General features: G+C 72.2%; 12 protein-coding genes and 1 pseudogene. 1 reads left to right on the top strand and 12 read right to left on the bottom strand.

Annotated elements, in window-relative coordinates; translation table 11 throughout:
- Nucleotides 1–120: 120 nt before the first annotated feature.
- The 3 genes from dxr to ASF23_RS00365 all read right to left on the bottom strand — a co-directional run bounded on the left by dxr (nucleotide 121) and on the right by ASF23_RS00365 (nucleotide 2,842).
- Nucleotides 121–1,242 carry a 1-deoxy-D-xylulose-5-phosphate reductoisomerase gene (gene dxr / locus ASF23_RS00375; protein WP_055948961.1) on the bottom strand — a complete coding sequence of 374 codons (1,122 nt, stop codon included), beginning with the start codon at nucleotides 1,240–1,242 and terminating at the stop codon, nucleotides 121–123.
- Nucleotides 1,243–1,286: 44 nt separating this feature from the next.
- Nucleotides 1,287–2,237 (bottom strand): FKBP-type peptidyl-prolyl cis-trans isomerase, encoded by a 951-nt coding sequence (locus ASF23_RS00370; protein ID WP_055947415.1) that lies wholly within the window; start codon nucleotides 2,235–2,237, stop codon nucleotides 1,287–1,289.
- A 131-nt stretch (nucleotides 2,238–2,368) separates the two neighbouring features.
- Entirely contained in the window at nucleotides 2,369–2,842 is a 474-nt protein-coding gene (locus ASF23_RS00365; protein ID WP_055947413.1) for an OsmC family protein, read from the bottom strand.
- A 33-nt stretch (nucleotides 2,843–2,875) separates the two neighbouring features.
- Between ASF23_RS00365 and ASF23_RS00360 the strand changes: the two genes are divergently transcribed.
- Nucleotides 2,876–3,874 carry an asparaginase gene (locus ASF23_RS00360; protein ID WP_055947410.1) on the top strand — a complete coding sequence of 333 codons (999 nt, stop codon included), beginning with the start codon at nucleotides 2,876–2,878 and terminating at the stop codon, nucleotides 3,872–3,874.
- 115 nt (nucleotides 3,875–3,989) lie between these two features.
- Here ASF23_RS00360 and ASF23_RS00355 read toward each other — a convergent pair whose 3' ends face one another.
- From ASF23_RS00355 to ASF23_RS00320, 9 genes and pseudogenes are all read right to left on the bottom strand, one after another.
- On the bottom strand, nucleotides 3,990–4,352 hold the full coding sequence (locus ASF23_RS00355) for a hypothetical protein (RefSeq protein ID WP_055947406.1): 363 nt from the start codon (nucleotides 4,350–4,352) through the stop codon (nucleotides 3,990–3,992).
- Nucleotides 4,353–4,393: 41 nt separating this feature from the next.
- Nucleotides 4,394–5,524 carry a hypothetical protein gene (locus ASF23_RS18920; RefSeq protein ID WP_156364023.1) on the bottom strand — a complete coding sequence of 377 codons (1,131 nt, stop codon included), beginning with the start codon at nucleotides 5,522–5,524 and terminating at the stop codon, nucleotides 4,394–4,396.
- Nucleotides 5,525–5,689: 165 nt separating this feature from the next.
- Entirely contained in the window at nucleotides 5,690–7,327 is a 1,638-nt protein-coding gene (locus ASF23_RS18505) for an FHA domain-containing protein (RefSeq protein WP_235510725.1), read from the bottom strand.
- A gap of 387 nt (nucleotides 7,328–7,714) precedes the next feature.
- Nucleotides 7,715–7,783 (bottom strand): annotated as a pseudogene (locus ASF23_RS19040) (zinc-ribbon domain-containing protein); the annotation flags it as partial.
- Nucleotides 7,780–10,173, bottom strand: a complete 2,394-nt coding sequence (locus ASF23_RS00340; protein WP_055947397.1) for a DUF3488 and transglutaminase-like domain-containing protein — start codon at nucleotides 10,171–10,173, stop codon at nucleotides 7,780–7,782. The gene ASF23_RS00340 and the pseudogene ASF23_RS19040, both read right to left, overlap by 4 nt.
- A complete protein-coding gene (locus ASF23_RS00335; protein WP_235510723.1) occupies nucleotides 10,170–11,618 on the bottom strand; it encodes a DUF58 domain-containing protein in 1,449 nt (482 codons plus the stop codon). Before ASF23_RS00335 ends, ASF23_RS00340 begins: the two co-directional genes overlap by 4 nt.
- On the bottom strand, nucleotides 11,615–12,586 hold the full coding sequence (locus ASF23_RS00330) for an AAA family ATPase (RefSeq protein WP_055947394.1): 972 nt from the start codon (nucleotides 12,584–12,586) through the stop codon (nucleotides 11,615–11,617). Before ASF23_RS00330 ends, ASF23_RS00335 begins: the two co-directional genes overlap by 4 nt.
- Nucleotides 12,587–12,634: 48 nt before the next feature.
- The gene (locus ASF23_RS00325; RefSeq protein ID WP_055947393.1) at nucleotides 12,635–18,514 is read right to left on the bottom strand and encodes an Ig-like domain-containing protein; all 5,880 of its coding nucleotides are present in this window, start codon (nucleotides 18,512–18,514) and stop codon (nucleotides 12,635–12,637) included.
- Nucleotides 18,514–19,923 carry a serine/threonine-protein kinase gene (locus tag ASF23_RS00320; protein WP_055947391.1) on the bottom strand — a complete coding sequence of 470 codons (1,410 nt, stop codon included), beginning with the start codon at nucleotides 19,921–19,923 and terminating at the stop codon, nucleotides 18,514–18,516. Before ASF23_RS00320 ends, ASF23_RS00325 begins: the two co-directional genes overlap by 1 nt.
- Between the last annotated feature and the right edge of the window lie 97 nt (nucleotides 19,924–20,020).

The following is a 20,020-nucleotide window of genomic DNA, read 5'->3' as shown; positions in this document are numbered from 1 at the left end:
CCGTGCCTCCAGTCCGCGCGTGCTCCGCTCGGGGCGACGCGCCAGCGTTGCGCGGCATCGCGCCGGGCGAGCCTGCGAGCACGGTTCCGGGCCTGCGTCAGCCTGGAGGCCCGGCTCGGGTCAGCGGGACAGGTGACGGTCCGCGGTCTGCCGCGCCCACCGCTCGGCCGCGAGGACACCCTCGAGTGACAGCTCCCCCGCCGTGTGCTCGCCGACGACCCGCTCCACCGTGTCGACGATGTCCAGGAACCCGATCGACCCGGCGTGGAACGCGGCGACGGCCTGCTCGTTCGCCGCGTTGAACACGGCCGGGAACGTGTCGCCCCGCTCGCCGACCTGCTTGGCGAGGCGGACGGCCCCGAAGGCGTCCTCGTCGAGCGGTTCGAACGTCCAGGTGCTCGCCGTCGTCCAGTCGAGTGGCACGCCGACGTCCGGCACGCGGTCCGGCCAGCCGAGGCCGAGGGCGATCGGCAGCCGCATGTCGGGCGGCGACGCCTGCGCGATCGTCGAGCCGTCGACGAACTCGACCATCGAGTGCACGATCGACTGCGCGTGCACCGTGACGGCGATCCGGTCGTAGGGGACGCCGAAGAGCAGGTGCGCCTCGATCACCTCGAGCCCCTTGTTGACGAGCGTCGCCGAGTTCGTCGTGACGACGAGCCCCATGTCCCACGTCGGGTGTGCGAGGGCCTGCTGGGGGGTGACGTGGGCGAGTTCGGTCCTCGTCCGGCCGCGGAACGGGCCACCGGACGCCGTGAGCACCAGGCGTCGGACTGCGTCGGCACTGCCGGAGCGGAGCGCCTGCGCGATCGCGGAGTGCTCGCTGTCGACGGGCACGATCTGACCGGGTGCTGCCGCCCGCTGGACGAGCGGACCACCGACGATCAGGCTCTCCTTGTTCGCGAGGGCCAGCGTGGCGCCGGTCTCGAGGACCGCGAGGGTCGGACCGAGGCCCACCGAACCCGTGATGCCGTTGAGGACGACGTCCGCGTGCACGCTCCGGACGAGACGCTCGGCGTCCTCGGCCCCGAACGCCGTCTCGCTGACGCCGAAGCGCTCCGCCTGTTCGGCGACGAGGTCGCGGTTGCCCCCCGCGGTGAGGCCGACGACGCGGAAGCGGTCCGGGTTCCGCGCGATGACGTCGAGCGCCTGCGTGCCGATCGAACCGGTGCTGCCGAGGAGGACGACGTCACGCCGGGCCGGGGCGGTGCCATGCGAGCGCGCGGGGCTGCCGTGCGGCAGTCCGTCCTGCTCGCCCGCGGGTGCCGTCGGCTCCCCGGTCACGCTCAGCCCTTGGCGAGGATGTCGACGACGAACAGCAGGTCGGCGTTCGCGGGGATGCCCGACCCCTCGGGCGGGTTCGCCCCGTAGGCCTGGTCGCCGGGGATCACGATGAGGACCTGCGAACCGACCTTCTGGCCGACGAGTCCGTCCTTGAAGCCCGCCACCACGCCCGTCAGCGCGAACGACGCCGGCTGGCCCTTGGACCAGGTCGAGTCGAAGACCTTGCCGGTCTTGATGATCTTGCCGGTGTACTGCACGAACACCGTGTCGGCGTCGGTGAGGGTGTCCCCGTCGCCGGCCTTCAGCACCTCGGTCGTGGTCTTCGCCGGTGCCGCGTACCCGTCCGGGATCGTGATCTCGGGCTCGCCGGTGGACTTGTCCTTGACCGTCGGCAGTGCCGTGTCCTGGGTCTGCGCCTTGCCGGTCGAATGGGTCTTCAGGGTCTCGAGGATGTCTGCGATGACGACGATCTGGCCGGTCGTGCCGAAGCCGAGGGTCTTGCTCGCGCCGACCAGTGCCAGCCGGGACCCGACCGTGGCGCAGCCGAGGGCGTCGCCGAAGCCGGTACCACCGACCGAGAGCACCTGCGGGCTGCCCGAGTCGAAGCCGACGGAGCCGAGCTTCTCGGCGGTCTTGGCCTGGTACACCGAGTACGAGACCTTGATGAAGTCGCCGTCGGAGAGCTTCTTGCCCTTCCCCGTGACGGTCGTGGTCGACTCGACGGCCTTGGCCGAGAGTCCCTTGTCGAACTTCACCGTCGGGGCGGTCGAGCCGCCGAAGTCGCCGGCGACCTTGATGGCCTTCGAGTCCTTGCCCGACGGCGGGCACGCAGCGGTCTTCGCGCTGGCACTCGGGGACGACGACGCGTTGTCCGAGCCGGAACCGGAGCACGCGGCGAGGCCGAGGACGACGGTCGGGACGAGGAGGAACGGGAGGAGACGCAGACGCTTCACGGGGGACCTTCGAGTCGATGGGGAGTTCGGCAGCCGTGTCCGGGCGGCCGACCTCCGACAGTCTGCCGCACGTTCCTCCGTGTGCGGTCCAGGCGGTGCGATCACGCTGCGGCGGTGCTGCGCTGCTGCGCTCAGGCTGCGGCGACGCGGATCTCGGGCGTGTGCTCGACCGGGAAGGCCACCGATGCGGCGATGAAGCACAGCCGGTTCGCCTCCGCATGCGCCGCGGTCGCCGCATCGACCAGGTCCGCTTCGAGGATCGTGACGACCGGCCGGAGCATCGCCCCCGTGACGTTCCCCGAGTGGTCCGCATGGACGTCGAGGTCCGCCGTGGCCCGGTCCTCGTACTCGACGACGGTGAAGCCCTGGAGGGTCGCGACGTACAGGTAGCTCATCATGTGGCACTGCGACAGGGCGGCGACGAGCATCTCCTCCGGGTTCCACCGCGACCGGTCACCGCGGAACGCCGGATCGGCCGACCCGACCACGTCCGGCTTGCCCGCGGCGCTCACCACGTGGTCGCGGTCGTAGTCGCGGTAGCCGCTCGTCCCGGTCCCCCGGTTGCCGGTCCAGCGGAGGGTGACCTCGTAGTGGTGGTCGAGCATGGGGGTCCTCTCGGTCGTCGATACACTCCCATCATGACCGGATCCGACGCCGTCCGCACCGATCGCCACCCCCTCACGGCGGACGGGTCGGTCGAACTCGCCGTGCTCGAACGCTCCGGGTTCGACGAGAGCCGTCACCTCGGCGCCGGCATCGTGGTGGACGCCGGCGGAGCCGTGCTCGAGGCCGTCGGGGACATCGGCGCGAGCATCTACCCGCGGTCCACGATGAAGCCGTTCCAGGCCGTCGCGATCCGTCGAGCAGGGGCCGTGTTCGCCGCCGAGGAGCTCGTCCTGAGCACCGCGAGCCACGCCGGCACCCCGGCGCACCAGGCCGTCGCGCGGCACATGCTCGAGCGCTTCGACCACGTCGAGGAGGATCTGGGGTGCCCACCGGACATGCCGTTCGACCGCGAGACGGCACGATCGATGCCGGGCCCCCGACGCCTCGCGATGAACTGTTCGGGCAAGCACGCCGGCATGCTCGCCGCGTGCCGGGTCAACGGCTGGGACGAGTCGACGTACCTGGAGCTCGCGCACCCGATGCAGCAGCACGTCGTGACGGCGGTCGAGGAGTTCACGGGCGAACGGGTCGACCTCGTCGGGACCGACGGGTGCGGCGCCCCGGTGGCGCCACTGACGCTCCGCGGGCTCGCACGCGGCATCGCGGAGGTCGTCGGTCCGAGTGACGACGCGGCCATCGCACTCACGGACGCCGTGCTCGCGCACCCGTGGGCGATCGACGGGGTCGGACGGGCGAACACCGTGACGACCGAGCGGCTCGGGGTGTTCGCGAAGCTCGGTGCCGAGGGCGTGATGGTGATGGGGGTGCGCGGGGCGGGCGCCGTCGCGGTGAAGGTGCTCGACGGATCCGGTCGGGCCGGGACCCTCGCGGCGCTCACGCTCCTCGCACGCGCCGGGTTCGTCGACGCCTACGCCGTGTCGGAGGTGCTCGAGACGACCGTCGAACGGGTCCTCGGTGGCGGTGTGCCGGTCGGGGTCCTGCGCGCCGGGAGCGGGCTCGTCGCGCACTGACCGCGGGTCCACCGCACGCTCGGTGGTCGGTCCACCGCACGCTCGGTGGTCGGTCCACCGCACGCTCGCTGGTCGGTCCGCTGGACGCTCGGAGCGCGGTCCGCCGGGGCGTCGGCTAGGGCTTCTCGTCGACGAGCGCGACGAACCGACTGCCGATGCCCTCGACCTCGCGCCGTGTGAGCCCGCTCGTGGGCTCCGGTGCCTGGTACTGCGCGTGGTAGTCACAGGTCAGGTAGTCCCAGTCCGGCCACCACTTCTTGGGCCGGGCGTCCTCGGAGAAGCCGCAGACCACGCACTCCAGGCGCACCCAGACCTTCTTCGTGCCGGTGCGGTTCGCACGGGACTGCACGAGCCATGCCGGCGGGTCCTGCTCGATCGCCGCGAGTTCGGCGTCACTCAGGCGGGCGGGGATGCCGTGGTGGGTCGCCATCTCGAGGGGGATGTCGAGCCGGACGGCGGCGTCACGTCGGGAGAGCATCCGCCCAGGCTAGTTTCCACCGCTGCGGACCGCATCCTCGGTCAGTCCGGGAGACGTGGGAACCGCGGCAGGAACGCGCTGGAGTCGACCGTGCAGGACGCGGCGCCGACGACGATCCGGCTCCCGTGTCCGGTCGCGCTCGGTGCCCGGGGTCCGGGCGAGGGCACCCCGCCGGGTCCGCGCGGGTGGGGTCCGCCGGGTCCGCGCGGGTGGGGTCTGCCGGGTCCGCGTCGGGCGTCGGCGCGGGCGTCATCCCCGACGAGCACCACGACGATCACCGGGTCCGGAGCGAGGATCACCGCGACCGCCTGGTCGGCCGACACCTCCCCCGCTGCGTCGGGCGGTTCGGTCGCGCAAGCGAGGCCCGCGATCCGGTCGTCACCGATCGCGCGCAGCTCCACGCCACCGCTGCCGCCCGGCCCCACCAGCTCGGGGCACCGTTCCACGAGGTCGAGCACGATCGCACGGAACACACCCCGCGCAACCGGTCCGCGTCCCTGCACCGTGATGCCGCCGGCGGCATCGAGCACGACAGCATCGAGGGACCCACCACACGCCGGCCGCTCGTCGGGGCCCGGCCGCTCGTCGGGGTCCGCCCGCTCGTCGGGGTCCGGCCACCCGGTCACGGCACTCTGCCCCACGCCCGTCCGCCACCCGACGAGCACGGGGACCCCGGCCGCGCCCCCGGCGTCCCCGATCGTCCAGGGCGCTGCGGCCCGTACGGCCGTGACGGAGGGACCCGCGTTCGACCCACCGAGGCTCGGAGCCGCACCGGGTGGTCCCGCCCGCACCACGGTCTCGTCGGATCCGCCGCCCCGGAGGCGCCCTCCGTCTGCCCTCGTCCGGACCGGTCGGCTGCGCCTCCGCACCGGCCGGCTGCGCGTCCGCCGTCCGGAGACGGCTCCGGCCACGGCGACGAGCAGGACGACGAGCGGAGCAGCGGGTCCGGCCGCGACGAGGAACTGTCCGACGGCGGCGGACTCATCGACGACGGGATCCGGCAGGACGGACGCCACGCCCGTCACGCCGCCCTGGACCAGGGCGCACGGCGTCCCACGGGTGTCACACGACGCCCCTGCCGTCAGCGTCACCGCCCCCACCGTCAGGAGCGCCACGGTCAGCACCACGACGGCGAGGGTCGTCTCGATCCGTGCGCGCACCACCTGAGCCACAGGCCGCACTCGTTGCTCGGGCGCGCGGGGGCGACGGACTCCGGACGTTCCCATGCGTCAAGCAGAGACGATCTCGAGCCCGAGCCCCGCACGAGGACCTCCGACTGTGTGCAACTCCGCCCGAGCCCCCACTGTGCAGGAGGAGCGGAGTCGTCCGCAGCGGCCCTACTGGACCAGGAAGAACTGCTCCCCGATGTCGACGCGCGCACCACGCTCGACGCGGTAGCGCCGGCCGGGCTCGCACCGCCGGATGGACCCGTCGATGTGTCGGACGACCGTGCCGTTGCCCGACTCGCGATCGGACACCCACAGGTCGTCGCCGTCCCGCCCGAGCTCCAGGTGGGTCTTCGACACCGACTTGCCGGGGTCGGCGACGGTCACGAGGTCGTCGAAGCGCTCCCCGTCCGCGGGCCTCGGGAACCGACCGAGGAGTCCGGAACCCCGGATGCCGAAGCGCTCCCCCGTGCTGAAGTGCAGCACGATCGGCGCCCGCGGAGGGGTCTTCGCGACGATGCGCGTGGCTTCGACGTCCTCGGCGTCTTCGTCGTCCTCGGCGTCTTCGTCGTCGGGGGCGGCGCGATCCTCGTCACCGGACTCGTCGACCGCCGGTCGGAGGTCGTCGATGGGCGGCAGCGTCACCGCGATCGTCGGGGCGTGGAGCTCCGCCTCGGTGACGCCTGCCGGGGTCTCGGTGTCGACGGCGTCGGCCAGCACGCCTGCTGGCACCGTGCCTCCAGTCCGGATGCTCCCGGAGTCTGCAGCACCAGCGTCCATGTCGGCCGCACCCGGATCGGCGTCGGGCGCACTCGGATCGACGGTGGACTCGCCCCGATCATCACCGGACGTACCGGCACCAGTACCGCCATCGGCACCTGCACCTGCACCTGCACCGGATCCACCGGGACCAGAGTCGGACCTGCCCGCGGCGTGTGTCGCAGCGCGGCGCTCGGCGCGGGTCGTCGACGGTGCGTCCCCGTCGCTGGTCCGGCCGCCGACGACCGTTCCGAGGTCGTCGTCGTCCGTGACCGACCAGTCGGGCCGGATCATCGGGAGCGGCGTCACCGGGCCGGTGTACGCAGCTGTCACGGCCGTGACGACCGCGCCGCACTCCTCGCAGAAGATGTCGTCGGGCTCGAGGGCGTGACCGCACACGTGGCAGGTCGCACCGTCGGCGCCGGGTGCGATGAGTGGGACGGGTCGCTGCACCGGACGCGCGCCGAGCAACGGCGGGACGATCGCGGTGTCACCGGGTCGTGGCGCGTCGTCCTGCGCGCTCGACATCGGAGCGCCCGACGTCGACGACCCGGTCGGCAGCGCACCGGTCTGCTGCGGAGCGCTCACGGTCGTGTCCGTCGGCGGGACGTCGGCAGTCGCGGAGTCGGTCGGTCTCGCGTCGGTCGGTCGCGCGTCGGTCGGCAGCGCATCGGACCGCGCGGTGCCCGCTCGACGGTCTGCGGTCGCGGCCGGGTCGTTCGCCGTGGGGACAGCAGGCCCGGCACCCGGCGTCGGCTTGTCCGGGACGTCATCGATCGTGGCCGGGGCGTTCGCGCCGCGGTCGATCCACCAACTCGGCTTCGGCGCCACGACCGGCGCCGGGGACGCCTGCACGGGTCCGGGACGCTCCGGAGCCTGCCAGCGTGGCACGGCTCCCGTGGCGGTGGGGTCCTGGCGTGCCGAAGTCCGTGCGGTCGAGACGGTCGTCTCGGTGTCCGGCTCGATGGCATCGGGCTGCTCGCGATCACCGGGCCGGTCGCGGTCATCGGGCCGGTCGCGGTCATCGGGCCGGTCGCGGCGAGGCTGCATGCTCGAACCACCCGACGGCATGTCCGTCGGGAACGCGTCCGGGTCGAGGGGCGGCTCGGACGGCGCACGGCCGGTCCAGTCGCCGAGTCCAGAACCCGCTCGGTGCACATGCGTCGGCGCGGTCCTCGGTGCGAACGGATCGGTCCGAGCCGGATCCGTCGTCCCGCCGGGCCGAGCGACCGGGATCGCCTGGGCAGGCCCACCACGCGGCCGATCGCCCGCGAGCCAGGCGCGGGTCGCGGGGTCCAGGGTCGACTCCGGGAGCCATGCTTCCGCGGCCGGATCACGCCTGGCTCCGTCGGCTCCCGGCACCTGGAGTGCCGGCGGCTGCTCCGCGGTCGTCGCGTCGGGCGTCGCCGCACGTCGGGCAGCACCGCTCGTGACGGCCCGACCGCATTCGCCGCAGAAGATCGCCCCGTCCGGGAGCGGTGATCCGCAGTGTTCGCATCTGATCACTGGTGACCTCTGTCCTCGTTCGAACTCCGGCCATCGTACCGATCTCCGCTGGCGACCGAGGCCACCGGCGGTCCGGGACGACCGGAGGCGGCGCCACGGCCGAGCGACCGCACGGACGTCGCACTGCGGAAGCGTTCCCACCGCGTGCGGCCGGTCCGGAGCTCCGCGATCGCCGTGTCGGTCGCTGCCCACATCCGGTCCGCGGTCCCGTTGTCGGTGTCGACCGGCCCGAAGACGGCCCGGTCCGCCAGCGATGCGAGGCCGGTCCCACCGGTCCCCGGCGCCCTCGCTGCGACCTCGCGCCGCGTCGCGGACGACCGCACGGCGGTCCCACGGTCGAGCAGCGCGTCCCGGTACTCGTCCCACGCGCCGACGATCCGGCCTCGACTCGACGGCGCCCGGGCGCGTCGGCGACGACGGAGGCGCTTGATCACCACGATCACCCCGAACGGCAGCAGCACGAGCGCGACGAGGGCGAGAGCCCCGATCACCCACGGTAGTGCTGCGAGCAGGATCTGCAGCCAGAGCGGTGTCACCGGTGGCGTGTTGCGATCGCTCTGGGGCGGACTCTGCGTGCCCTGGTCCTGGTCGGCGGCCGGGGGCGGTGGCACGACCGTCTCAGGACGCGTGACCGGCTGCGGGGTCTGGAGCTCCTCGGCCGGGATCTCCCGGACGGGTGGGTTCGGGTCGATCGTCACCCAGCCGTACTGCGCGGTGTCGACCTCGATCCTCGCGGTCACGTCGCTGCCCCGGAAGGTCGTCGTGCCCTCGGTGGCCCGGTTCTCGTCCGACGCGAACCCGAGCACCACCCTCGACGGGAACCCCAGGTCGTCCGCCATGAGTGCCGCGGCGACCGCGTACTGCTCGCCGTCGCCGATCCGGAGCGGCGACGTCAGGAGCTCCTCGATGCGGTCGGCGCCGTGCCCTGACCGGCTCGGCCGCTCGTCGCCGACCCCGTGGGAGACGTACCCGGTGGCGCGGAGCTGCTTGATCATCGCGGCGAGCTTGGCACCGGACCCCTGCACGTCCTTCGTCGAGGACTGGACCGTGTCGCGGACAGCGTCCGGGACACGCCTGGGCGACGGCACGGACGCTGCTCCGGGACGGGCGTCCGCGAGCTGCGCGGCCGACGGCTGCGTCGGGACCACGGCCTGCAGGCGGTAGGACGTGCCGCGTGACACCCCGCCGACGACCGCGGCCGTCGACGTGCTCGGGTTGTAGAAGAAGGACCCGCGCTCGTCGGTCGCGCCGGTCCCGGTGAACTGCACCGTCTCGAGGTCGCCGATCGTCGGGACCCAGACACCGCTGTACCCGAGGACGTCGACGTCCACGTCCACCCGTGCTCCCGCTCGGTCGCGGACGTCCACCGAGGTCGGGACGCGGCTGAAGGTGCCGGACGCCGTCGCGCCCGACGGACCGCCGACCGAGTAGACGACCCCGTCGTACGTGTCGAGGGTCGCGATGCGCATGAACGCGTCCGCCGGCAACCCGGAGACGCGGAGCTCGGCGGCATCGGCGGTCGGCGACTCCTCGTACGCGCGGAAACCGCTCAGCGGGCTGACGTAGTCACGCGGGTCGAACGGTTTGACGACGGCGGTCCGGGCCACCGCACGCGGTCCGCTCGGCGCCGCGGCGATCCCGAGACCGGTCGCGACGACACCGGCGGCCGCGATGGTGGCCGTCCCGACGAGGGCGGGTCGGAGGATCGCCCGCCGGAACCCGACGCGAGCGCCCACCGTCGTGGCGACCGCGACGGCACGACGGACGTGCCGCGCGGACAGCGCCCAGACGAGGCCGACGCCGACCAGCAGGACCCCGGCGACGATCGGGTAGCCGAGGCTCGTCGGACCGACGACGATCGCCGCGGCGAAGAGCACGATCGGCGGCACGCTCGCGAGTTCCTGACGCCTCGCTCGCGTCGCCACGCTCACCGCGATCACCGTCGCCACGAGCGCGGAGACGAAGAAGGGCACGAGCAGCGCTTCGTAGTCGCCGACCGGGAGGCTGATGGTCACCAGCCGCTTCCACCCGAGTGCGACCGCGGCGAAGAGGTCGCTCACCCCGGCGAGCGTCGGCAGGACACCGTCCGCCTCGGACGGCACCGCGATCGGGACCCCCACCAGGACGAAACCGGCGACCGTTGCGAGCACGACGACGACGCTCGGGAGGCGCCACACGGCTCCCGAGAGCGCGACCACCGTCCCGACGACGACCGCGGCGATCCCCGCGGTGAGCATCGCCCCGGAGCGGTAGACCGGCCACCACGCGACGCTCGCGAGTGCGACGAGGAGCCAGACCCCGAGGGTGCCGCCGACCAGACGCTGCCAGCCGACACCGCGCCTCCTGGCAGCGCGTTCGGATCGCCTCGTGCTCGACGCGACGGCGGTCATGCCGCCGCCGATCGGTGCAGCGCGTGGCGCAGGTCGTCGAGGTACCCGATCGTGATCACGGTCAGACCGGGGACGCGCACGAACCCCGGCGTGCCCTCGGCCTCGCAGATCACCGCCACGACCTCGACACCGAGGGGGAACCGCGTCGCGGCGAGACGGAGGGCGGGGAGGCCGACGGTGGACCCGACGACGAGGAACGCCACCGATACCCCGGCGCTGTCCGCACCGGTGATGCGAGCGACCTCGGCGATCGGCAGGCACGAGTCCGCGAGCCCGACCGTCGCGAAGTCGTCGAGCAGCCGGGTGGGTGTGACCGTCGGCAGGGCGTGCACCGCGTAGACGGCTCGCCTGGCGAACTCCGGTGTCCGCTCGGACACGACGACCGTGACCTCGCGGCCGTCGCGGATCGCCCGGGTGCCGAGGGAGGCGGCCGCGCTCACGGCGAGCTCGAACTCGTCGTCGTCGGCGAACTCGGAACGCCCGAGCCCGAGCGCGACCACGAGGTGCGACCGACGGGTGTCCTCGAACTGCCGGACCATGAACGCCCCGGTCTTCGCGGTCGACTTCCAGTGGATCGTCCGGGGGTCGTCGCCGGGCTGGTACTCGCGGATCGCGTGGAAGGCGATGTCCGACGGGGAGAGGTCGCGGGTCGCCTGCCCTTCGAGGTCCCGCACCAGTCCGGTGCTCGTCGACGGGATCGCGATGGTGCGGGGGTGCACGATCACCTGCTCACGGGCCGTCCAGATGAACTCGCGGCGCACCAGGCCGACCGGGTCGGCGCGCACGCCGGTGACGGGTCCGACGTCGAGCACCCCGCGACGGACCGTCGGGACCGGGACTTCGCGCGTGACGTCGTGCTGCGGGGCGATGCTCGGCAGTGCGACGTCGACGAGGCCGACCCCCACCGGGATCTCGACCGTCGTGGCGACGGACGGGATCCGGCCCGGGTTCTCGGCGACGACGCTCACCCCGGCCGGCTCCCCCACGGCGACACGGTGCTTCGGCAGCTCCATCCGGATGACGAGGCCCGGACGACCGATCAGCGCGACCGCGGCGACGGCGACGAGCAGGGCTCCGGCGAACCCGACCACGACCACCTCGCGGAGCCCGAAGCGGTACCCGAGGACGAACGCCGCGAGTGTCAGCGCCGCGACCGTCCACCCCAGGCCGGTGACGACGGCGGACACCTGGGTCCACGCGCCGAGGACGGCTCGCGCAGCTGTCCGCCAGACGCGCACCACACCGATGACCGCGTCGGCGGCCACACCGTCCCGCTCGCCGACGATCCTCGTCCGGACGTTGGTGAGGCCCGCGACGGTCCCGGTGCGCTCGTACGGCGTGCGACCACCGTGGCGCGACCGGGTCGAGGAGCGTCGCCGCGACTGCGTCGACACGTCTCCCCGCGCGGGCGAGGCCCGCTGCCCCGTTGCGGACCTGTCCGTCACGGGGCGATCCGGTCCGCGGGTGGTGGCGTCTCGACGAGGAGCTGGGAGATCACGCTCGAGGTGCTCACGCCGTCGAACTCGGCCTCGGCGTCGAGCACGAGGCGGTGGGCGAGGACGGGCTCGGCGAGGGCCTTCACGTCGTCCGGTGTGACGTAGTGGCGGCCGCTCAGCGCGGCGAACACCCTGGCGGCGCGCACCAGGCCCATCGCCCCGCGGACGCTGACCCCGAGGCGGACCTCGTTCGCGGACCGGGTGCCGTCGACGAGACGGGCGACGTAGTCGGCGATCACCGGGTCGACGTGCACGGTCCGCGCGAGCGTCGCCATCTCGGTGATGGTCGCGGCCGGCACGACGCTCTGGAGCGGCACCGAGGCCGACGGCGCGGATGCCGTCTCGAGGATCTTCACCGTCGCCGCGTGGTCCGGGTAGCCGATCGACGCCTTCATGAGGAAGCGGTCGAGCTGCGCCTCCGGGAGCCGGTACGTGCCGGCCTGCTCGATGGGGTTCTGGGTGGCGATCACCATGAACGGCGCAGCGAGGCGGTGGGTGGTGCCGTCGACCGTGACCGAGGACTCCTCCATCGCCTCGAGCAGGGCCGACTGGGTCTTCGGGCTCGCACGGTTGATCTCGTCGGCGAGGACGATGTTCGCGAAGACCGGACCGCGGTGGAACTCGAACTCGGTGTTCTTCTGGTCGAACACGCTGATGCCCGTGATGTCGCCCGGCAGTAGGTCCGGGGTGAACTGGATGCGTGTGGTCGAGCCCTGCACGCTCTGCGCCATCGCCCGCGCCAGGCTCGTCTTGCCCGTCCCGGGGACGTCCTCGAGCAGCAGGTGGCCCTCACTCAGCATCGCCGTGACCGCGATCCGGATCACGAAGGTCTTGCCGAGGAGCACCTGTTCGACGTTCGTGACGATGCGGCCGGCGACGTCGGCGAACCAGGTCGCCTGCTCGGGGGTCATGCTCATGCGGATGTCGTTCCTCGTGTGTCGGGGGTCGTGGTCCGGGGGTCGTGGTCACTGGCCGAAGCTGGCGGTGGTCGGGTTCTGGTCGACGTAGTCCGCGCCGCCTGCTGTGACCGTAGCCGTGACGCGGACCGAGCGCAGCCCGTCGGGCATCGTCGAGCCGTTCTTGTACGGCTGCTGCGCCCCGTCGGCGTCGGTGTACGTCGTGCCGCAGTCGGGAAGCCCGAGGAGGGTCGCGGTGCAGACGTAGACACTGTAGGTGGTCGGCAGCGCCGGGGAGTTCGCCGGTGCGGCGAACGAGAGCGTCCCGGCGCTGTCCACCGCGATCGAGGAGGCATGGGCCGTGAACGGCGTCACCGAGCCGACGTCCTGGTTCGTCGTGCAGTAGTCGTCGGACGACTCGCGGCAGGCGCTGACGGACACCGCCAGCGACGATCCGTACCTGGACGGACTCGGTGTCAAACCGACGGAGCCTCCGGACACCCGTGCCACCGTGCCGTCCGAGAGCGTGACGATGTAGTGGTCGACCCTGCCGGAGGCGGTCAGCCCGGAGACCTGGACGTCGACGTTCCCGTTGTCGTCGGTCCTCTTGGTCCCGCCGAGTCCGCTGCCGTAGTCCTGCAGCCCCACCTGCGCCGACGGCATCCCCGGCGGGGTGAAGCTCGTCACACCCCGCGGCGCGCTGGCGACGCAGAACAGGCCGTTGTCCGCGTACGCGACGTACTGGTACTCGCCGTCTGCCGTCACCGTGTCCGAACCGGTGTTGCCGAACTGTGCCGACGCCCCGGTCGTCGAGCAGCCGCTCGGGATGCTCGTCCCCGGGTCGAAGCGCGCGATCGTGAGCGTCTGGTTCGGTCCGCCGCCCCAGTCCTGCTCCGCCGACCCGAGGGTCACGGTGGTCCGGCCCCGGCCGTCCGGGGTTCCGGACACCGAGATCGTCGGGGTCGAGGGCATCCCGACCGCGGTCGCGGAGGGTGACGTCGTCCGGTTCCAGTCGGCGTCGGAGACGACCAGCGCGTTGTTCCGGGCGTAGACCGTGGCCGTGTACTGGCCGCCGGCCTGTGCGCCGTCGAACGTGACGGAGGTGGTGCTGGCGGCGACCGTGCGGCTCTGCTGCCCGGTCGGCCCGGTGAGGGCGACGACGTAGTCGTTGATCGCCGATCCGGGCGAGGGGCGAGCCACCGCGGGCCACGACACGACGAGGCGGTTCGGGGTGCCGGAGTCGGCCGTGACCTTCACCGATGCCGGTCCGCCCGGGATGTAGTCGGCACTCATCAGTGGACTCGATCCCGACGACGCCGAGGTCCCGATCGCGTTCACGGCCGCGACGGTGAAGGTGTAGCGCTGCTGGGGGTCGAGATCGGTCAGCGAGCAGACCGTGCTCGCGCCGCAGTCGTGCGAGTAGGTCCCGCCGTTCGACGCTCGCCCGGTGATCCGGTAGCTGGTGATGGGCGAGTTGTTGGCGGCCGGGGCGCTCCAGGTCAACGCCACCGTGCCTCCCGTCGGTGTGCCGGTGCGACTCGGCGCACTCGGCGCGTCCGGCACGTCCTGCACGGAGACCGTGACGTCACCCCAGACGCGGCGGTCCGGGTCGTTGGTCGCATCGCCGACCTGGTACTGGAGGTGGGTGTCGATCGGCCTCGCGCTCGACGCGACACTCACCGACAGCCGTGACCGGTCTGCGCTCGGGGTCACGGTGACACCGGACGGGATGCCGCCGTCGAGACCACGGATCGCGACGACCTTCAGCGGCTCCCCGGGGAACGGGTTCGTGGCGTTGTCGTTCGTCAGCACGTCGATGGTGGTCGTCTGCCCGCGCCTGGTGACCGCGCGGTCGGCACCCGGCTGCACGAGCGGCCTGGTCGACCCGACGACCGCGACGCCGATCGTGCCCGCCCGGCCCTCGTTGGTCGAGTCGGCGACGCCGACACCGATCCCCGCCGTGGTGCCCTTCGGTGTGGTGTCCGCGACCTTGACCGTCAGCGCCTGACCGGCGATCGTCGCCGTCATGCCGCTGTCCGGCCGGGAGACGACGGTGTACCGGAGTTCGCCGAGGTCCTTCGGGTACGGGTAGTTGGTCAGCCGGGTCAGGTCGAACGTCCGCGAGTCACCCGGTTGCATCTCGACGCTGCTCCCGGTGAACGCCGGAGGCTGGTTCGCGCGGGGTGTCACCTTGATCGGGAGGACGAGGGTCGCGGTGCGTCCCTTGCCGCCGTTCGCCGACGAGCCGTCGGTGACCTCGAACGAGATCGACGCGTTCCCGAAGTACAGCTTCGCCGAGGTGTAGGTGAGGGTGGACCCGTCGACCACCAGGTCACCGCCGTTCGCGTGCGTCGCCTTGACCGTGCTCGGGTCGGTGATCCGCGCCGCGTTGCCGTTCGCCGTCACGACGTACTTCGACAGCGGGATCTGGATCGTCGACTCGCTCTTCACGCTGAGCGCCGGCGCCGTCCGGTCGAGCTGCGGGAGCGCGTCCGCGAACCCGGGGACTTGGATGAACGCGTAGGAGACGATGTCCGGATGATCCCGGCGGGCGACCGAGAACGGGATCGTCTGCGAGTCGTTCGTCAGGGTCACCTGCACGCGGCCGCCACCGGTCACCCTGGCGTTCGTGGTGTAGCCGTCGACGAGCCCCACCCGGAGGTCGGACGTGGAGCCCTCGGCGAAGAACACGTTCTTCAGGACGTCGACGTTCACGGTCGTGCGGTGCAGGATGTCGACGAGGTCGAGTGTGGTGTCCGACACCTCCGGCCGCAGGGGCTCGGCGTCCTTGTCGACCGTCACGGTGAGGAACGCGGTGCTCGACCCGCCGTCCTCGTTGGTGACCGTGTAGAGCACGGCGAAGTCGCCGGACCCGGCGTTCTGCGGCGGTGTGACCCGTACCTCCTGCTTGCGGATGATCCTGGCGCGCAGCCCGGCCCCGTTCGGCTCCACCTTGGCCACCGAGAGCTCACCGCCGTCCGGGTCGGAGTCGTTCTCGAGCACGCGGACCGTCACGCTCCCACCCGGTCGGATCGCGACGTGGTCCGGCTCGGCGACGGGGTTGGACGCCTGGTTGGCGCGCGGCGCGATCCCGACCCGGATGGTGCCGGTGGCCCTCGCCCCGAGAGCGTCCACCACCGTGTAGGTGAACTCGTCGGTGCCCGCGGAGTAGTCGCCGGCGTCGTAGACGAGCGAGTTGCTCGTGACGTCGCTGACGGAGCCCTTGTCCGGGTTGGACGCCACCCCGACGAGCTGCACGGAGTCGCCGTCCGGGTCGATCCCGCTGAGCGGCACGGTGACGCGGACGGACTCGCCGGCGATGACGCGCGCGGTGATGGTCTGCAGGACGGGCGGGGCGTTCGTCGCCGCGTCGCGCTCACGCACCGCTATCGACACCGTGGCGTCCGCGTGCTGTCCGTCCGGCCCGTCCACGCGGTAGACCGCGGTGTAGTTCCCGGGGGTCTTCGGCGCGAGGTACCGGAGGCGGTCACCGGAGGCGAACAGCAGACCGGCGTCGCCCGGCACGTTCTGCACGAGATCGGGTTCGAGCGTCAGCGGCTCGCCGTCCGGCTGGGTGTCGTTCGCGAGCACGTCGATCGTCGTGACGTCCCCGACGCGGACCGTCGCGCTGTCGGGCTGCGCGACCGGGGGCTGGATGTGGTCGGGCTTCGGGATCTCGATCACCGTGATGCTGCCGGTGGCCGAGGCGAGGCCGTTCGTCTCCTCGTAGTTGAACGACACGGCGCCGGTCAGCGGCGCGGTGAGCGTGACGCGCACGGTGTGCTGGTCGAGCACGCTCGCCTCGACCCCGGAACGCGCCGAGAGTCCGCTCAGTCCGGTGACGAGCAGCACCCCACCCGCGGGGTCCCGATCCGTCGCCGTCACGTCGGTGTCCTTGGTCGAGAGCGTGTTCACGAACACGGTCTTCGGGGTCGTGATCGGCGCGGTCGACGCGTCCGGTGGGGCGAGCACCGTGATGCGGATCACCCCGCTCGCCGTCTTCGTGCCGTCGGTGACGGTGTACTCGAGCTGGTGGTCCCCGAGGGCGTCGCTCGCGAATGTGAAGGTGCCGGCGTCGTAGCTCGGTGTCACCGTCGCCCGGGCGATGCTCGGCACACTCGTGAGCGTGACCGTCCCGTTGCCGCCCCGGACGTGCTCGAGCGGCGACACGGCGAGCGTTCGCCCGGCGTACGCGGGCACCGCGAACGCGTCCGCGACGAGCGGGACCCGGCCCTGTGCCGCGACGTCGACGACGAGTGTGCCGCGGCCCTGGTCCCTGCCGTCGGACACGACGAGCGCGACCGTCCGCTTGCCGGTCTGCCCGCTCTTGTCCTGGTAGTCGAGCAGACCGTCCGGCGTGGTCGAGACGGCGTCCCCGTCGGGTGCGGTCGCCGACGCGAGGTACACGGGGTCGCCCTCCGGGTCGACCCAGTCGGAGAGCACGTTGGTCGAGACGTGGCCGTTCTGCACGACGTCCGCCGAGGTGTCGCGCACCTGCACCGGCGCGGAGTTCTCACCGGGCTGCTTCACCGAGACCGTCACGGTGGCGGTGTCGGAGCCGCCGTTGCCGTCACTGATCGTGTACTCGAACCGCACGGTGCCCGTCGCCTGGTCGCCGAGGGTGATCTGCAGTTCCTGCTGGTCGTCGATGAGCGCCAACGACCCGGTCTTCTGGTCGATCGCCGTCATGCTGTCGATGACGATCGGATCGCCGTTCGGGTCGTAGTCGTTCAGCAGCACCGGGAGTGCCGTGGTCCGGCCAGGACGGGCTCCGAGGGTGTCGTCCACGGCCACCGGGGGCTTCTGGTCGGTGTCGACCTGTGGATCGTCGGTCGAGGTCTGCTCCTGCTGCTGCTGGTCGTCATCGCGCTGGATCAGGTCGTCCCAGTTGTCGATCAGCTGGCCGCTGCGGTCGATCGCCCACGTCCGTCCGGACTCGGGGTCGTTCGCCACCACCGTGTCGCCGTTGTGCTGCACGGTGAGCGCCGAACCCGCCGGCACGTCCGCGAGGCGCTGGAGGGCGCGACCGTCGCAGGTGTTGACCGCCTGCCCGCCGGCCCACGCTGCGTAGGTGCAGGAGCCGTCGACGTACGGACGTGCGGCGGCGCCGGACACCGCGAGGGGCTCCTGGTCGACCGCACCCGACGGGGCGACGCGGAGGAGACCGGCGGCACTCGCCACGACGACCGCAGCGCCGTTCTCCGACGACCGCTGCAGCGACGGGGTACCGCTCGTCCGCCCGGCGAGGTCCACCGTGCGACCGTCGACCTGCAGGACGCTGTCGGTCTGGTCGAGCACCGCGACGTGCGAACCGACCGCGGCGACCTGGAAGTCGTGCTTGGTGTTCATCCGCTTCTCGGTGGACTTCGTGACGCTGAGCGAGGCTGCGACGTCGACGAGCGAGGCCGTGCCCGTCCGGGGTGAGTAGACCGCGACGTTGGCGTCGTCGGCGTCGAAGACCGCATCGGCGCCCAGGGTGAGGTCGGCCTTCGAGGACGCGTCGAACTGCGCGAGGTCGCTGGTGTCCGTCGACCAGAGTTCACCCGTGTCGGCGTTGCCGATCACGGCGGTCGTCCCGGCGAAGAACACCTGCGGCGAGCCGGAGGGCAGTGTGATCGGGTCGCCGAGTGTCGCGTCCGCCACGTCCACCCTGGTGATGGTCGCCTTGGTCTCGTCGACGCTGTAGACGGTCGACCCGTTCTGGACCACGCTCAGCGCGTCCGTCGCAGCCTCCACCGCGGTGTTCAGCTGGAGCACCCCGGTGTTCGCACGGCCGACCGCGCCGTACTCGGCGCTCGGCACCCAGACGGTGCCGTCCCCGAGCGCGACGCGCTGCGTGTGGTAGCCGCTGGAGACGATCGCGGTCGCGGCGACGACGGCACCGATGACCACCGTCGTGGCAGCGGTCACGACGGCCGAGCGGTGGCCGCGCACGAAGTCGCGGAACATCAGTCGTCCCCGATCGTGACGCACTTCTGCGCGCTCGGGTCGCCGTTCTTGCCGTCACGGTTCACCGTGACGGTGACGCACTCCTCGTCGCCGCGGGAGCCGCTGACCACGAACGTGGTCCCGGACTGCTGGCTCGCTCCGCCGTTCGACGCGATCACGTACGTGTCCCCGGCGTCGATGCCGGGATCCGACCAGCGGAAGGTCACCGAGGTCCCGGAGACGCCGGCCTTGATGTCGGACACGGTCGGGATCGAGGCGGTCCCGGTGCGCGACAGCACCAGGGAGGCGGTCACCCCGAGCGCGACGACCACGACGCCCGCCACGATGCTCGCCCAGAGCAGCGACCCGCGGTTCCGTGAGCGCTGCCTGGTGACCGACCCGGTGCGGTGCACGGTCCCGACGCTCTGCGAGGGTGCCGGCACGACCCCGCCCTTCACAGGACGGCGGGCGCGGCGACGCCGTCCGCCCGACGCGGGCGCCGATGCGTCGCGGAGCACGGTCCGGTCCGAGGTGTCCCCGACCGTGGTCATCGCCCACCCCTGCACGGCGACGTCGGCGCCGGTCTGCGGCAGACCCAGCTCCGCCTCGACCTGCTGCAGACCGCGCACGAACTCCATCACGGTCGTCGGCCGGTTCTCGGTCCGGCGCGCCATGGAGGACGCCAGGAGGCGTTCGAGCGATGCCGGCACGTCGGCGCGACCGGTCGGCTTGGCCGAGCCCTTGTCGATCCTGGTCATCAGGTCCGAGGCGCCGTTCTTGCCGCCGGGCACCTCGAACGGACTCCGGCCGGCGAGGAGTGAGTAGACCGTCGCCGCGAGCGAGTAGACCTCGGACTGGATGGATCCGCGGGAGTCGTCCATCAGGACCTCTGGCGCAGACCACGGGATCGACATGCCGATCGGTTCGTCCGGGTCTGCCTCGCCGAGGCTCGCGGCGATCCCGAAGTCCGACAGCACCGGGTTGCCGTAGGCGGTCTGCAGGATGTTCGACGGTTTGAGGTCGCGGTGCAGCACTCCCTCGCGATGCGCGGTCTCGAGTGCCGAGCCGATGCGCACGCCGATCGAGAGGGCATCGGACACCGGGATCGGGTCGCGCCGGTACCGGTCGCTGAGGGACGACGAGCAGAGTTCCATCACGAGGTACGGACGGCCGTCGGCGGAGACGCTCGCCTGGAACACCGTGAGGATCGACGGGTGGGTGCTGAGGCGCGCCATGAGGTTCGCCTCGGACTGGAACGACTGTCGGACGTGGTCGTCGACGACCTCGTCGAGGAGCACCTTGACGGCCACCCTGCGGCGCGGCATGTTCTGTTCGTAGAGGAAGACGTCCGCGAACCCGCCCGAGCCGAGGACGTGCACGTAGGAGAAGCCCGGGATCACGGGCGGCGTCGACGGCAGACGTCTGACCATGACCCCTCCTTCCGACCGGGTGTTCGCGGGGCCGTCCAGGTTCGTCGAACTCTGGCGGCCCGGGGCGGGACAAGTCTACGGAGCGCTTCGGACGTCC

The sequence above is a fragment of the Curtobacterium sp. Leaf261 genome, assembly GCF_001422205.1.
Classification (GTDB): domain Bacteria; phylum Actinomycetota; class Actinomycetes; order Actinomycetales; family Microbacteriaceae; genus Curtobacterium.
This window is presented reverse-complemented; position numbering and strand designations above follow the sequence as displayed.